The following is a 15,661-nucleotide window of genomic DNA, read 5'->3' as shown; positions in this document are numbered from 1 at the left end:
AGATTTACTCTCCCCCTTCTTTAGCAATTCTTTTCGAAAGCTTGTTCTAAGTTCGTAATAATTTCGTCCATAGTTGCACCTTCAATTTCATGACGGTGAATGAAGTGAACAACTTCTTTTCCTTTTAATAATGCCATAGATGGTGAAGATGGAGGAATTTCTCCGAAGTATTCACGCATTTTTGCAGTAGCATCTTTATCTTGACCTGCGAATACAGTTACAAGATGATCAGGTTGTTTTTCAGCACGAACAACCGCTTGACCTGCTGATGGACGTGCTAAACCAGCTGCACAACCACAAACAGAGTTTACAACTACTAAAGTTGTACCTGATGTATTTTCCATAAATTCTGTTACAGCTTCTTCTGTAGTTAACTCTTCAAACCCAGAACGCACTAACTCTTGGCGCATTGGGATTACCATTTGGCGCATGTATTCTTCATAAGCATTTGACATCTTGTAATCTCTCCTTCAACTTTCATTCCAAATTCATCATATCACGCTCTATTAATAGGTGCAAAAGAAAGATAACGATGATTTCATTTTTTTGTAGGGATTTCACAAACCCCACCGCGGCAATGCCCCACTGGAACAAGTTTTCTATTATTAGCGATATAATCGTATACTTTACTTCCAAAACCAAGTACGATAGATAGCTTTATAAAAGGAACAGCAAACCAATAAGATGGAACGGCCTTTGCTAATACATGTATGCTCTGAATACCGTCATACCACTTATTATTTTTTAAAATATACAATCTTTGTTCCATCTTACTTTGTAGTTCTTGAGAAAGTTCATACTTCTCAACTACATCTTCATTTCGAAATGAAACAAATTTCATCTTACCCTTTTTATCTAATTTTTTCGTACGTTCTGCAACGGCCGTACACATCGGACACCAACTATCATAGAAAACAATCATACATTATTCCCCTTTACGAGACTCCGTCATTTGTTTCCATACAGAACCTTTTGCTTCTTCTCCGCCTTCAATACGCTCTAATGCTAGACGTGCTTGCATGGCTACTTCAAACTCTGGATCATCTTGCGCTGCTTTTAATGCTGGAATCGCACTTTCATCTCCAAGTTCAAATAAGAACATCGCTGCACGCCAGCGTACTAATTTACTTGGATCTTTCAGAGATTTAATCATAACGAACATCGCTGCCGGATCACCTACATCTGATAAACAATCTCCTGCAGTACGGCGAACACTTACAGAGCGATCTAACAACGCTTTATATAATAACGGTAATACTTCATCACCTTTTACCATACCTAAATACGCTGTTGCTAAGCGGCGTATTGAAACTTTTTCATCATCTAACGCCATCTTCAACACTGGAATATCTTCTTCAGTAGGATCCATTTGTTCTAATGCTGCAAAACGGTTTTTCCAGTCAGAATCTTTCATCATCTCTTCTGTTACTTTATATGGCTCACGCTTTTGAATCGTTACTTCAACAGCACCTGCTTGATTTAATAATTCTTTAACCGTTTCATTTACACGTTCTTCTGAATAAGCAGCAACAATCTCTTCCACTACTTCTTTCCCAATTTCTTCAAAATTACCGTAACGTGTACTTTGTTCTACCCATTTACGCTCTTTTACAACGTTTGGTGCAGACATTTGTACTTTCATAATTGATTCTTTGAAACGATCTGGTAAGCCAACACGTTCTTCCGTCGTTCCATCTGTTAACTTTACTTGCATTGGAATTGTAAAGAACATTTGAACAAACACTTTCACTTCTCCAAAATGAGCAAGTTGTTGTTCTTCACTTTCTTCCAATACTTCTTCGCCGAAAACAGCACGAACTTGTTGTAATAAAACTTTCCAGTCATACTTCGCATTTCGCTCCACTGCTAAAAAGTCGGCTACATGATATACACCTTTAATGCCTTCAATTTTCAAAATTTCTTGCACTTGCATTGGTGCTTGTTCTTTATTTTCATTTGTATAATTATTACGCGCTCCTGATGGTAATACTTCATTCAAAATAACTTTCATTGTATTTGGACTTGGCGTCGGTTCAATTGCTTTAATCTTCACGTAAAAAACTCTCCTTTATTGCATGTTCTTAGCTGTATTGTAACATGTTATCACTCTATACTCCTACTCGGATGCTTAATTTTACTACTTTCTTCCCGCTACCATACTATTTCATTCTTTTTACATTTTAAATTAGGAACGGGATTTTAAAAGCTTTCGTTTCCGATGATTTTTATTTTTTATCCATTTCTTGAGGTACCACCAGTATTAAAAAAAAAAAAAACACGCTAAGCAAAAAAATATATTAAGCTATCCATATGGATAGCTTATTTACATAATTTTCGTTATCGGTAGCAACAAAAAGGAGGATTCCTTACTCTCAGAAGGAATCCTTTTTTTATTTTCTATCACTCGATTCATCTTTTTATACATTCCTATCCTGTGATGGGTTTTACGGTTCTCGTTTGTTACTGGATTAGCCAAAAAACGTTATAAAACTTTGTATACTCTTTACTTGTTTTTTCAAAAAAGCTGGGGTATCCCCTCTTTAAGTATATTAAAATACTTTCCACAATTTTTTTCCGAAGCTATTACTTCAAATTACCTTTTATTACGATGCCCCCTCCCGCCTTCTCTCCAAAAAGGTAATACTCTCAATCACAACTTCAGTTCTATATATTCTCTTGCCTTGTTCATCATCGTAATTACTAGTCTGAATACGCCCTGTAATCCCAACGAGCGACCCCTTCTTACAATATTCAGTTACATTCTCAGCCGATTTGCGCCAAACGACACAATTAATAAAATCGACTTGTTGTTCACCTAAACTATTTCGAAATCCTCTATTCACCGCAATACATATTCTTGCATAAGCAACGCCTTGTTTTGTGTAGTATAATTCTGGCTCCTTTGTCAATCTACCGATTAATACAACTCGATTCATCATAAGTTATACCACCTCACATATTTTTCTTCATTGTAAGGAGAAGTATTTGAATAGTAAAAAGCACAAAATGATATATCCGTAAGTAAAAAGTATTATTTTAGACCTTACAAAACAAAAAAAGAAACCATACATAGTTCAAACATGTATGGTTTCAAAATTTATTACACTTCAGTACAAGATATGTAATATCCTCCGCGAGCCATCTTTATTTCAGCACGGTACATTACATTTTCTAAGTAAAAAGTAATCGGTTTAACTTTACTCTCAAATTTTAGTCTTTCATTGCATTCAGTTGCATATCCTTCAATCGCTGAAGTAATAACTTCAGATGATGGATACGTTAAAGCTTCATCTAGTTCTATGAAAAAACTTTTAGAAAATAGTTTTTTCATAATCCCCTTCTTCTCTTTCATCATATTCCATCTCCTTCCATTCAAGTTGATAACATCCATATTATACCATACGTTCAATATATCTTTGAAAATAAAAAAACCTGCATTTTTCATGCAGGTTTTTTTTATTAGTCATTTTTCGTAAAGTAAGAAACGAAACGAAGAATTTCTAAGTATAACCAAACTAATGTAAGCATTAGTCCCATCGCAGTATACCACTCCATATATTTCGGAGCTTGACTACGTACACCATTTTCGATTAAATCGAAATCTAGTAATAAATTTAATGCAGCAACTACAATAACAACTGCACTAATAATAATACCGATTGTACCACCTTGGTGAATGTATGGAACAGTTACACCAAACATATTTAGTAGAAATACGACTAAATACATAACCATAATTCCAAGTGTTGCTGCCATCACGCCTGTACGGAATTTATCCGTTACTTTTACTACGCGTGTTGCATATAACACTAACATTGCAAATAGAATTGAGATTGTTAGTAATACAGCATTTAAAACGATAGAATCGCCAAATTTCATTGTATAAACTGCTGAAATACTTCCTAACACAACCCCTTCTACCGCTGCATAGATTGGTGCACCAAAAGGTGAAATACGCGGGAAGAACATAGACGCAAATGCGATGATTGCCGCAACGATTAAAGCACCAATTAATACTGGCATCTTCATCGTCCCCTGCATCATCTGTATGTATGAATAGACAGACGTTGCAAGTAGCAAGATAAGCATAATGAACGTTTTGCCTACTGTTCCGCCAATCGTCATCGCAGAAGCACTTGCTCCCTCTTTACGGAATGCCTCTTTTTTCAACATTGGATTAGATGTTCTCATTTTTTCCCTCCTAAAATAGGTTCTACCAATAGTGTAAAGTTTTTCTCTTTACTTTTCAATATATGCAGCTTGTTTTTATTTTAATCCTTCAACGATGTCTGATAGTTCACTCCATCTTTCCATCTTTTTTTCTAGCTCTTCTTCTGTTTTCTGCTGTGCTTCAGATAATTCTTGTGCCTTTGTGAAGTCAGATCCAACTTTCGCAAGTTCTTCTCCAATTGACTCAATTTTCTCTTCAAGTTCGGCAATTGTATCTTCAATCGTTTCCCATTCACGCTGTTCATTGTATGAAAGTTTACGTTTACGTTGTTGTTTTGGAGCTTCTTCTACAACTTTTTTCTCTTTTTGAACTTCCGCTTTCTCCATAAGTTCTCTCGTCTTTTCCATTTCTAAATAATCTGTATAACTACCTAGAAACTCACGCACTTCGCCTCCGCCAGTAAAGATGAACAGTTCATCTACTACTTTATCTAAGAAGTAACGGTCATGCGATACAGTTAAAACGACACCTGGGAAATCTTCTAAATAATCTTCTAGTACTGTTAATGTTTGTGTATCTAGATCGTTCGTAGGTTCATCAAGTAAAAGTACGTTTGGTTCTCCCATTAAAATACGTAATAAATATAAACGTCTTCTTTCACCACCAGATAGTTTACCAAGTGGTGTACCATGTGAATGCGTCGGGAATAAGAAACGTTCTAACATTTGAGATGCACCAATTACTTTTCCATCTGTCGCATGAATAACTTCTGCAATCTCTTTAATGTATTCAATCATACGCTGATTTAAATTCATCTCTTCATTTTCTTGCGTATAATAAGCAACTTTTACAGTTTGTCCTACTTCCACTTCACCACTATCAGGAGATAACTTACCTGCAAGCATATTTAATAGGGAAGATTTTCCACTTCCATTCGCCCCAATAATTCCGATACGATCACCCGGTTTCACAATATGATTAAAATTATGTAATACCGTCTTATCGCCAAATTTTTTCGTTACATCTTTTAACTCAAGTACTTTCTTTCCTAGACGACTTCCGCTTAGTGCAATATCAACTGACTGTTTTGCAGCTGGTCCTTCTTGTGCCTTTAGCTCATCAAAACGCTGAATACGCGCCTTTTGTTTCGTAGAACGGGCTTTTGCACCACGACGAATCCAAGCAAGTTCACGACGATATAAATTTTGGCGTTTCGATTCTTGTGCCAATTCTTGCTCTTCACGAAGTGCTTTCGCTTCTAAAAATGTACTATAGTTTCCTTCGTAGCTATATAGTTTACCATTATCTAATTCAAAAATACGATTCGTCACACGATCTAAGAAATAACGATCATGGGTTACAAGTAATACCGAACCTGTATATCTCGCTAAATATTCTTCTAACCATTCAACTGTCTCGTGGTCAAGATGGTTCGTAGGCTCGTCTAAAATTAATAAATCCGGTGTTTCAATAAAACATTGTGCCATTGCGATACGTTTTTTCTGTCCACCAGATAAATTCCCAACAATTGCAGTGAAGTCCGTAATTCCTAATTTCGTTAAAAGAGATTTCGCATTTGCATTTGCTTCCCATGCACTCATTGCATCCATACGTTGCTGCACTGCAAATAATTGTTCCTGTACTTTTTCATTACTTGGATCTTTTTCAATATTTAATAGTGCTTTTTCATAATCACGAAGAAGACGAATTAAAGGTGTATCGCCATGGAACACTTGCTCTAATACTGTCAGTTTTTCATCAAACTCTGGTTGCTGTGATAAATAACTAATTGTATACCCTCGTGAATGCGTCATATCACCTGTATCAGGAGTTTCTAATCCCGCAATAATTTTTAATAATGTCGATTTACCTGTTCCGTTTACACCAATAATTCCGACACGTTGTCCTTCTGTAATACTACATGATAATCCATCAAATAACGGCTTTTCTCCATATGATTTTGATAAGTTCTCCACAGTTAACATTTTCATATTTGTGCATTCCACTCTTTCATAAATTGTTCAATAAACTGTTCCATATAAAGATGACGAATTTCAGCCTCTTGTTTTGCTGCATTCGTATTCATTAAATCTTTTAATTTCAAAAGTTTTTCATAAAAATGATTTAAAGATGGATCATTATTTTTTCTATACTCTTCTTTCGTCATTTCTTCACGCGGTGGAATAGTTGGGTCATACATTAATCTCCCTTTCGCCCCGCCATATGCAAATGTACGAGCAATTCCTATTGCACCAAGAGCATCTAAACGATCCGCATCTTGAACAATTTTCCCTTCAAGTGACTCTACTGTGCCGCCATGGCCACCTTTATAAGACATATTGGCGATGATATGAAGAATATGTTTACTTTCCTCTTCTTCAACACGTAGCTCTTCTAACCAATCAGAAACTTTTTTCATTCCTGCTTCTTCACTTTCATTTAGCTTTTCATCTGCCACATCGTGAAGTAATGCTGCCATTTCAATTATAAAACGATTTCCACCTTCTTGCTCAGATAAAGAAATCGCCATTTTATGTACACGTTCAATATGATACCAATCATGCCCACTCGCATCTTTTTCTAAAATATGTTTTACAAAAGTAATTGTTTTTTGAATTTTTTCTTGTTTTGTCATTTTATCTTCACCCAGTTACTTATTGTAACACGCCCGCATTTTTTCATCACATATTTTCTTGTCCGCCCATACACTAGGTGGTAGGCATCATCATGAAGGAGGAATAAACATGTTCTATAATAATCAACCGCCTTATCCAAGGCAACCATTGTATCCTCAACAACAAGAACAGAGATACACAGAACAATACGAAGAACAAGAGTTACAACAGCAAGAGCAACAATATGACGAAAACCCATATGCAACAACGCAAAACCAAGAAACTGAATTTCAACAAAATCCATATGACACACGTCCAAATTATGAATATCCTCAAAATCCATATGCAGCACCACAAAATCAAGAACAGCGATATCCTCAAAATCCATATGTAATACCACAAAACCAAGAACAACAATATCAACAAAATCCATATGCAGCACCACAAAACCCATACACAACTCAACCACAACAACCGCAATATCAACAACAAATGTATCAACCAAACTACGACGCACGTGTCTCACCACCTAAACCACCAACAATAGATCCAACTCAGCCACAAATTTTACCGCCCGGACCAACACTAGACATTACACAACCACAAATCTTACCACCTGGACCAATTACTGAACCAACACAACAACAAATTCAACAAGTTGTCGGTACACAATTTTTACCTTTCAAGAAACCTGTACTAGATTTCGTAAAACCATGGGTAGATTACGGTTTAAATGAAGCAAAACATACATCACACGAACACGCATTAACAGAAGTTGCTGCGATTATGTTTTTAGTTGGTAAAGGCTTCAATCCGACGATTGCACATTATATCGTTGAATCTTGGGAGAAGAATGAGCAGTTTTAGGGTTGTTTATTTGATAAAATATAAAAAACACAAAAGTGCCAAACCCCTTATACCACAAGGGTTTTGGCACTTTTCAATATCTAAAACAAATTTTATTGAAATAATTATTTTTATAGATTTTCATACTTTTTTATATAGTACGTGAACATATACAGTACAAAAATACACCTTTGTATACACATTTTTAGAAACATCTTACGTTTATCAAACAATAACCAAAAGACGTACCTGCAACCTCATCATATAAATAATAGATATTAAAAAGAGGACACTATAAGCGCCCTCTTCCTTAGGTTTTAAATATGTTCTCCATGATCCATAAACACTTCAATTGCTTCGTTTTGTGGTATGTCTTTTGCATTAGTAAGACCAAAAGTAAAAACAGCGGATAACATCATCATTAATAAGATTGCTTTTTTCATTTTAGCGCCCTTCTTTCTATGCTCTTTTTGTCTGCATCTAAAGCGATGTGCAAATACTTGCTTGCTTTTCTATGATTTTCTGAACCATAGAATATTTCACCTAAAAGAGAAGCATATTCTTTTACCCAATCATATAATTCTTCTTTTTCAAAATACGAAATACCTTCTATAACCACATTTTCTAATTCTTCTTGCGGTACATAGTTATGTACTGCTTTTAAAATTCGGAAATGATGACGATAACATAAGTCGCTAATCTTATAGCCATTCTCAATATATTCATTAGCGATATGACTATAACCTAACTTAAAATGTTCTCTTGCTAAAAGAAACATAGTTTTAGCGTTATTTTCTAATGAATCCTCTAAGTGTTTAATTGCTAACTCTGGCATGTTTTGACTTGCGTATAAAAGTCCTAAATTATGCTTAACTCGTTTAATAAGAAGTTCATCATTAGATTTTTGGAAGGTACCTAGTGCTGAAAGTAAATATTCCTCTGCACTTTCGAATTCATTTAGTCGAATGTGTGCCATTCCTAAAGTATTTAAGCATGCTGCAGTTTTTAATTCATACCCTGGACTAATTGAAAATACTTCATTCGCTTTTGTAGCAAATTGAACTGCTAGGATCGGTTTTAATACGTGATAGTAATGGACTGCAAGCCAATAATTAAATTCAGCTTTTTCAATTTCATCATGCATGTACTCTAAAAACGTTTCAGCTTTTTCAAATTGCATTCTTGCTTCACTATGATTTGCTTTATTAATAGCGTAAATTGCTTTAAATAAATGATGATAGTACTCTAAAAATGTTTCTGTAGACTCTGGTAAAGGCTCGATTTTGTCCAGAATATCTTTTGTACTATCCATATCCCGAATTAGCAGTTTATACCGTGCATTCAATAAAGCGTAGTAGACTAATATTGTTTGGTCTTCCTTAATATTATTGATTTTATTTGCAATATCTTCTTTTATTTTCTGAGACTGTAATACACGTTGTGAAATCATAGCTTGATACCAGTCGTTTAATAATTTTGTGATTTCTTCTTTAGAAATAATGTCAACACTCATCTACTTCTACCCCCTTTTGTTAAATGTTATCATGACATGCTTGTTTGCATAAATAAGTTTTTGAATATTCTAACTTGAAAAAATCATTTTTGAATATTCATGTTAACAAAATGGTCCCTTTTCAAATCCAAAAAAGAACACACGTTTGTTTGTAGTGGAGTTAAAAAAACAAAAGTGAGGTATTACATCATGGAATATAACGGCTTTCCTGTAGTACGTGGAAGAGGTATGATGAAATGGAATCCGTTTGCTTCAATACCGGAGCAATACGAGGAAATACATAGAATGTTTGAGGAACAATATAAAGTACCTAAACCTTTTTTAACACAAGATACTATGGAACGAATAGAAAGAGCGTTAATGCAATCTTTTCACGAGGAAGAAGAAATACATATCTCATACTATCGTGATGGAATGGTGCAAGACATGTACATAAATGTATTACATATTGAACCGATGACGAAAACTATATATTGTACAGATGCTTTTGGTTTGAATACTAAGTTTAAGTTTGATGAATTGGTGAATATAAATTAAAAGAAGCCGCCCGACAGGACTGAAGTGCACCCCAATTGTTAGACACAGCCTAACAATTGGGGTGCACTTCACATATATAGGTGGCTTTTGTACGACAAAAAAAAGAGCTCTGCTATACAGCAGAGCAAAAGAAAAGTATATAACCCTATAAAAATAATACAAATTATTGATACTTTCAAAAGACGAAATTTAAATTTCCATCACAATAATAGCTATGTTTAAGATGGTGGGAAGCTTTTCTGTGAAGTTTGTGGTTTTGATTTTTATAAGGCATACGGGGAATTAGAAAAAGATTTCATTGAAGGTCATCACACTGTACCTGTATCAGAGCTTAAAGAGGGCTCTGTAACCAAAGTAGAGGATATTATAATGGTATGTGCTAATTGTCATAGGGTGCTGCATAGGAAGAAGCCCTGGCTGAGTAAAGAAGAACTGCAACTGTTATTAAATAAACTGTAAGATTTAAAAATAATAAGAGTCCTTTTTAAGCAAGGACTCTTTGGAATAATATTACTGGTTGGAGCAATTAGCTTTTGATAGCTGCTCTTTTTATGGATTCACTACATAAACTTCTTCTGCCCACGATTCTCCTATTAAATAGTTATTGATGGAAAAGTAATCATTTCTAGGTACATTTAAAATCAATTCATTTATACGATTAATTGTGTAAGAATTATGATGTGTGATTTCTCCTAATTCCTTGTACTGCCTTACGCTTTTTTTCCATTTCACAATTACAACATCACTTTTTGTAACTGTTCAAATTGCTCTTGTATTTCAAGCTTTACAATATTCATATCCATTCCCCTTACATCTAGTTGCTCCTCATCGTTTTTTGAAGATCACTATAAAAAAAAGCTAGTGTTCCACTATTTCTTATTCACGACTTAAAGCACACACATGTAATACTTATGCTCCAAGCTGGTGAGTATTCTAAAATTATTCAGGGACGCTTAGGACGCTCTTCTATTCAAATGGCTTTAGATAAATATAGTCATATCATACAAAACATGCGGCAACAGGTCGCAAAATTCTAATGTGAACTAAATTTGAGCATTAATAAAAAACAGATCCTATAAACCTGATATGACAAGGTTTATAAGTCTATATCGTTGAATCTTTGGAAAAGAATGAGCAGTTTTAAGGGTGTTTATTTTTAAAACATCAAAAATGCCAAATCCCTTATGTCACAAAGGATTTGGCATTTTTAAGTATCTAGAACACTCGCTAAGTTTAAGGAAAACTTAACAGACATGCGTCCGGCATAATGCCATGTCCACACCCAAGGATTGGTTACATAAAATAACGTATCTAACATGGGAAGTCTATTGGTCTTTTCCCCTTATAGTAACACTCTCTTCTACTAAGACCTTTTCTTTCTAGGACCTACAATTAATTTAATCGCTGTTCTTTCTTCATTATTGATAGAAATCTCTTGAAATGCTGGTACGAAGGCTAAGTCAATACCACTTGGAGCGACGAACCCTCTTGCAATCGCAATTGCTTTAATCGCTTGATTTATAGCTCCAGCCCCAATCGCTTGAATTTCCACATTACCACTTGTTCTTAGTACACCCGCTATTGCACCCGCGACTGAATTTGGGCTTGATTTTGAAGATACCTTTAATATATTTTCCATGTAAGTTGCTCCCTCTATTATTTAATCTCTCTTTCGTTACAATTTTAAATATTTTAGCGTATCTTTAATTACTATTCACACCAAAAACAAACGATGCTTCATATGTACATTATTCTATATTTTCTGACTCCTTCCTGCTCAGCTACGCAAATAAAAAAATAAACTGAATAACCTAATATACATACAGTTAAATGTCATAACTTCACCAAATGATAACATCCATACAGCGAAAGATAATATTGCTGTTTGTCAGACGAAATTAATATAGTAAAGTGAAACTTTAATGAGTGGGGGTTTTGTTCATCCCCACCTAACTTCTTTGCTTTCGCTGAATTTTGAGATGGGAGTCTTACTGCTCGGAAAATAGCGGGATAAACGTTTCCTCGTTACTTCAATCTATTTAGAAATTCCATTTATTTTTCTATCAAATTATGAACCTTATCATCTTCAAAAGGTGTTACAGGTAATACCCAAATACTACATTTCATCATTTGACCACTTTATATTCCACATCTATCTCCTTTTATAGTACAAGCATACACGCCAATTGTGATTCACCTTCATAAACTACTATGTGGTTTAAATTTATTAAGAATAGGAGGTAATATATTGGGTTCATACTATCATTCTTCAAACTCGTATAAAAAATGTTCATGTGACCATTCACATAAACGCAGCTGTCCTGCATACGGAACTTTTTGGCAAACTGAATTTATAACTGTTCCTTTTGGCGATCCTTTTCCATTTAATCACGTTGGACCTTTAGCAGGAGGCGTTTCCTTACTAAATCCTACTACTATACACTTTAGACAATTTGGTGATTATAGAGTTTCGTTCATTTCCAGTATTAATACTACTTTAAATCCTGTATTTCCACATATCCCAGTCATAACTATATTTTTAAATAACAATCCACTTGCTAATAGTCAAGGTGACTTCGCTATTCAAATGAATACTTCATCAAATAACGAATGTCTTCAACTCGTTGGCGAAACGATTGTTACAGTGCCTGCTAATTCAACTCTTCAACTTAGAAATAATAGTGGTTTTAATCGTCAAAGTATTGTAACTTGTGACAATGGTATAAATTCAGTTGAATTAACAGTTACAAAACTAAGTTAATATTATTTCTTTACATTCAGATGCTATTTCAGCATCTTTTTTTATTGAATAACAGTTTTCTTCGACTTTTATTATCTTTCATCACGCAAAAAAAGTGCAGAATTCTTTCTAACACAAGATTTCTGCACTTTTTTATTATACTTATTTATTCTTCCTTATTTCTCTACATAAACCGACTTAACAATCGTACGATTATATGATTTTCCTTCTTTATTCATCCCTTTTATATCCATCGTAACGTTATATACTCCCGGTTGTTTTATATCTTTCAAAGCACCTGTAAATGTATTCGTATTAACATTTTGTAATTCATTAAATTCAGAGACTAACTTACCTTCTTTATTAACGACTCTTACTGTTATGGAAAGATCCCCTTTCATTTCAGGTGCTACAGGTGATTTTTTCAGTTTATACTCAGGTTTATTTACTTTAACTTTTGTAGGCATTTGAAGAACAAATGGCGCGCCATCCTTGTAATCGCTTACAACTAAATATGCATCTTTCGACTGCTTCGCCATCATTTTGATTTTCCATTCGCCTACTTCCAATTTATCAAACTTAAATGTTCTAATTGTCGCCCCATTAAAGAAAGATTCGCCTTCACTAGTAGTTATAGCGCTATCTTTATTTGCATAGATTTTTCCTTTTGGAGATACCATTTGTACTTCAACATCAGAAGAAGCAGTTAGTACAGAAACTATTCCTCCAGCCTTTTTATCAACAGAAATACTTTGCTCTATCCACTGATTTTGTGGTAATTCGCCTCCTAAAATATTTTGATTTGAAGTTGTATTTAATTGTTCTAGATTTTCATTTGAACTAGTGCTGGATGCTACTAAAGCTGGTAATCCCACATTTGTCGTACGTAAATATGGTTCAATTCGTGCAAAAACAGCTGATCCTTTTCTTATATTGTCATGATCAAATCTGGAATCTGTAAATAAATGTGTACCGTACGATAGCTTGGCACTCCATTCATTTACTAGTCCATCATTTGAACCGTACGATGATAAATATAACCCACCCATAGATAATGCAGAAAATGTTGGCCCCCAGCTAGTTCCAGTAGCCGTATAGTAACGGTTTAATTTAGCTGCTGGGTTGTTATCTATTATTGAACGAAACTTTGCCATTTCACCTATTTGTAACGAGTACGTACCATCATCTTTTTGACCTAATATAGAAGCAAGCCACCCTGCCCACCAACTATATGACAAATCTGCTAAATTTGAGCCGTGATGCGGTGTAGCAAGTGTAATAACATTTCCAACAAATCGATTCGCACCATATTCAACTAATGCAGCTTGTGTATCAATTCCACCTTTACTATGCGCTACAATATTAACTTTCTTACCGAAATGATTATATATTTCTTCAAGTTTTTGTGCCAACAATTTTCCGTTATCCCACTGACTAGCCGAACCTTTCCCCGCTGCATCATACAATTGTATAAACACTGTTTGATAGCCTGCTTTTAAAGCATAATCATACATATCATTTATATCATGATATACTGTCTTTCCATACCAACTATCAGCATTACCATTTCTTCCTTGTACAAAGAGAATTGGCGGTTTATTCTCATCATAATTAGCAGGTTTTTGGCCTAAAAACCATTCTCCAGGTGTGAATACTTCTGTATCAGGAAACCCCTTTCCAAGCTCTTTTACAACTTCTGCCTGTACATTTGTGCTAATCGTTGGAGCCATGATAAAAAATACAATTAGTAAGGCCACGCATCTTCTCATCAGTCGCATATTACTCCCCCTATTTTTTTGAAAGAAGGTGTTCTTTATAATATTTTATATTTTCCCTTCCTTAATAATAGCTAATCTTTTATTTTAAAAAGATGTTAGCCCTATTTTTAGAAGGTTACTAGTTGTATACCCTCTTCCTTAACTCTCGTTATTCTCTTTGTTTCTACCTCTTCCTTTTGATAGAATACGACAAAAAAGTTTCTCAATAATTGTTAACTTAGCTACATCCAGATATTTTTTAAATCAATATTGTTTATATAAAGCATACAAATCTTGAAAAAATTTTAGTGAAAAAACATTTTATTACTAGTTAGTTATTTAAAAATATAATAAAGATATGTACTTTCTTTTCATTAAATACAAACTAATTTTAAAGGAGCTTATATTATAAGACTTTCCTACGATTAAAAATTAAACTGAAATTTCAGAATAGAAAATCACATTTCCAGAAACATATATTATGATAATTTCCGCGCACTTGAATTAACTTTTTAGAAGTACTAACCTATCGGTGAGCAGAAGAAAATTCTGTAAAAAGAAAGGAGAATACTTTATGATGACCAATTTACAAAAGGAGTTTTTTAAACGCTTAAAAATTCCTGCAAAAGAAATAACATTTGATGATTTAGATGAAATTCTCTTAAAAATGGGAATGATTCTCCCCTATGAAAATCTTGATATTATGGCTGGTACTATTAAAAATATCTCAAAAGATAACTTAATAGAAAAGTTACTTATTCAAAAACGAGGTGGACTTTGTTATGAATTAAACTCCTTATTGTATTATTTTTTAATTGATTGTGGGTTTCAAGTATACAAAGTAGCCGGTACTGTTTATGATCTGTACGATAATAAATGGAAACCCGATGATGGTCATGTCATTATCATATTAAGTCATGAGGGTAAAGATTATGTTGTGGATGCAGGTTTTGCATCTCATCTCCCTTTACATCCAGTCCCTTTTAACGGAGAAGTCATCTCCTCTCAAACAGGAGAATATCGAATTCGTAAGCAAAATACTCGAAAAGGTACGCATATTTTAGAAATGAGAAAAGGAGCTAACGGAGAATCTACAAGTTTCTTACAATCTGAACCTTCAAATGAATGGAAAATAGGCTATGCTTTCACTGTAGATCCAATAGATGAGAAAAAAGTGAATAACATTCAAAAAGTGATTGTAGAGCATAAAGAATCTCCTTTTAATAAAGGGGCTATCACTTGTAAATTAACTACTTATGGTCACATATCATTAACAAATAAAAATTATACAGAAACCTTTAAAGGCACTAAAAATAAACGACCAATAGAATCTAAAGATTATGCTCGCATTCTTCGTGAATCTTTTGGAATAACGCAAGAGAAATATGTAGGAAAAACACTAGAAAGAGGTTAGTTGACTACAAGTACTTCATAATAAAGCAGATTCTATATTTAGAATCTGCTTTATTTTATACTTTGTTA

At 34.1% G+C, this 15,661-nt stretch carries 17 protein-coding genes and 2 pseudogenes; 6 read left to right on the top strand and 13 right to left on the bottom strand.

Translation table 11 applies throughout. The features are described 5' to 3' along the window. Window positions 1-20: 20 nt before the first annotated feature. From MR112_RS04605 to MR112_RS04570, 8 genes are all read right to left on the bottom strand, one after another. Window positions 21-455: a BrxA/BrxB family bacilliredoxin gene (locus MR112_RS04605; RefSeq protein ID WP_000063706.1), complete on the bottom strand. Its 435-nt coding sequence runs from the start codon at window positions 453-455 to the stop codon at window positions 21-23. Window positions 456-538: 83 nt separating this feature from the next. Further along, window positions 539-922 (bottom strand): thiol-disulfide oxidoreductase DCC family protein, encoded by a 384-nt coding sequence (locus MR112_RS04600; protein ID WP_060852175.1) that lies wholly within the window; start codon window positions 920-922, stop codon window positions 539-541. A gap of 3 nt (window positions 923-925) precedes the next feature. Further along, a complete protein-coding gene (locus tag MR112_RS04595) occupies window positions 926-2,053 on the bottom strand; it encodes a conserved virulence factor C family protein (RefSeq protein WP_000692564.1) in 1,128 nt (375 codons plus the stop codon). A 550-nt stretch (window positions 2,054-2,603) separates the two neighbouring features. Further along, window positions 2,604-2,939, bottom strand: coding sequence for a single-stranded DNA-binding protein (locus tag MR112_RS04590; RefSeq protein ID WP_000982013.1), 336 nt, complete (start codon window positions 2,937-2,939; stop codon window positions 2,604-2,606). 161 nt (window positions 2,940-3,100) lie between these two features. Next, window positions 3,101-3,355 carry a DUF4318 domain-containing protein gene (locus MR112_RS04585; protein WP_000975133.1) on the bottom strand — a complete coding sequence of 85 codons (255 nt, stop codon included), beginning with the start codon at window positions 3,353-3,355 and terminating at the stop codon, window positions 3,101-3,103. 104 nt (window positions 3,356-3,459) lie between these two features. Then, complete coding sequence (locus tag MR112_RS04580) at window positions 3,460-4,191, bottom strand: Bax inhibitor-1/YccA family protein (RefSeq protein ID WP_001260655.1); 732 nt, start codon at window positions 4,189-4,191, stop codon at window positions 3,460-3,462. A 75-nt stretch (window positions 4,192-4,266) separates the two neighbouring features. Further along, on the bottom strand, window positions 4,267-6,162 hold the full coding sequence (locus MR112_RS04575) for an ABC-F family ATP-binding cassette domain-containing protein (RefSeq protein ID WP_242244815.1): 1,896 nt from the start codon (window positions 6,160-6,162) through the stop codon (window positions 4,267-4,269). Further along, window positions 6,159-6,806 carry an HD domain-containing protein gene (locus tag MR112_RS04570; protein WP_000165965.1) on the bottom strand — a complete coding sequence of 216 codons (648 nt, stop codon included), beginning with the start codon at window positions 6,804-6,806 and terminating at the stop codon, window positions 6,159-6,161. Before MR112_RS04570 ends, MR112_RS04575 begins: the two co-directional genes overlap by 4 nt. A 109-nt stretch (window positions 6,807-6,915) precedes the next feature. On the opposite strand from MR112_RS04570, the gene MR112_RS04565 reads away from it, so the two are divergent. After that, window positions 6,916-7,653, top strand: coding sequence for a hypothetical protein (locus tag MR112_RS04565; RefSeq protein ID WP_000499731.1), 738 nt, complete (start codon window positions 6,916-6,918; stop codon window positions 7,651-7,653). Between the two features lie 296 nt (window positions 7,654-7,949). On the opposite strand, the gene MR112_RS04560 is transcribed toward MR112_RS04565, so the two are convergent. Beyond that, window positions 7,950-8,075, bottom strand: a complete 126-nt coding sequence (locus MR112_RS04560; protein ID WP_000709201.1) for an aspartate phosphatase — start codon at window positions 8,073-8,075, stop codon at window positions 7,950-7,952. Next, a complete protein-coding gene (locus MR112_RS04555) occupies window positions 8,072-9,145 on the bottom strand; it encodes a response regulator aspartate phosphatase (protein WP_000109855.1) in 1,074 nt (357 codons plus the stop codon). Before MR112_RS04555 ends, MR112_RS04560 begins: the two co-directional genes overlap by 4 nt. A 189-nt stretch (window positions 9,146-9,334) precedes the next feature. Here MR112_RS04555 and MR112_RS04550 point away from each other — a divergent pair, with 189 nt between their 5' ends. Continuing rightward, window positions 9,335-9,682, top strand: coding sequence for a YolD-like family protein (locus MR112_RS04550; protein WP_075676935.1), 348 nt, complete (start codon window positions 9,335-9,337; stop codon window positions 9,680-9,682). Window positions 9,683-9,907: 225 nt separating this feature from the next. Continuing rightward, window positions 9,908-10,141, top strand: a pseudogene (locus MR112_RS04545) (HNH endonuclease); the annotation flags it as partial. Between the two features lie 90 nt (window positions 10,142-10,231). Here MR112_RS04545 and MR112_RS04540 read toward each other — a convergent pair. Next, window positions 10,232-10,414, bottom strand: coding sequence for a hypothetical protein (locus MR112_RS04540; protein ID WP_226368569.1), 183 nt, complete (start codon window positions 10,412-10,414; stop codon window positions 10,232-10,234). A 73-nt stretch (window positions 10,415-10,487) separates the two neighbouring features. Here MR112_RS04540 and MR112_RS04535 point away from each other — a divergent pair. After that, window positions 10,488-10,719, top strand: a pseudogene (locus tag MR112_RS04535) (site-specific integrase); the annotation flags it as partial. 326 nt (window positions 10,720-11,045) lie between these two features. On the opposite strand, the gene MR112_RS04530 reads toward MR112_RS04535, so the two are convergent. Next, a complete protein-coding gene (locus tag MR112_RS04530; RefSeq protein ID WP_000427801.1) occupies window positions 11,046-11,321 on the bottom strand; it encodes a stage V sporulation protein S in 276 nt (91 codons plus the stop codon). A 609-nt stretch (window positions 11,322-11,930) separates the two neighbouring features. On the opposite strand from MR112_RS04530, the gene MR112_RS04525 reads away from it, so the two are divergent. Beyond that, entirely contained in the window at window positions 11,931-12,443 is a 513-nt protein-coding gene (locus tag MR112_RS04525) for a hypothetical protein (protein WP_000536148.1), read from the top strand. A 155-nt stretch (window positions 12,444-12,598) separates the two neighbouring features. Here MR112_RS04525 and MR112_RS04520 read toward each other — a convergent pair whose 3' ends face one another. Continuing rightward, entirely contained in the window at window positions 12,599-14,200 is a 1,602-nt protein-coding gene (locus MR112_RS04520) for an esterase/lipase family protein (RefSeq protein WP_242244814.1), read from the bottom strand. 553 nt (window positions 14,201-14,753) lie between these two features. On the opposite strand from MR112_RS04520, the gene MR112_RS04515 reads away from it, so the two are divergent. Beyond that, a complete protein-coding gene (locus tag MR112_RS04515; protein WP_000988905.1) occupies window positions 14,754-15,593 on the top strand; it encodes an arylamine N-acetyltransferase family protein in 840 nt (279 codons plus the stop codon). Window positions 15,594-15,661 lie beyond the last annotated feature (68 nt).

Origin of the sequence: Bacillus cereus group sp. BfR-BA-01330 (genome assembly GCF_022663885.1) — a bacterium.
Taxonomy (GTDB): domain Bacteria; phylum Bacillota; class Bacilli; order Bacillales; family Bacillaceae_G; genus Bacillus_A; species Bacillus_A cereus.
The sequence above is the reverse complement of the archived record's forward strand: the minus strand, read 5'-3'. Positions and strand labels throughout refer to the sequence as shown.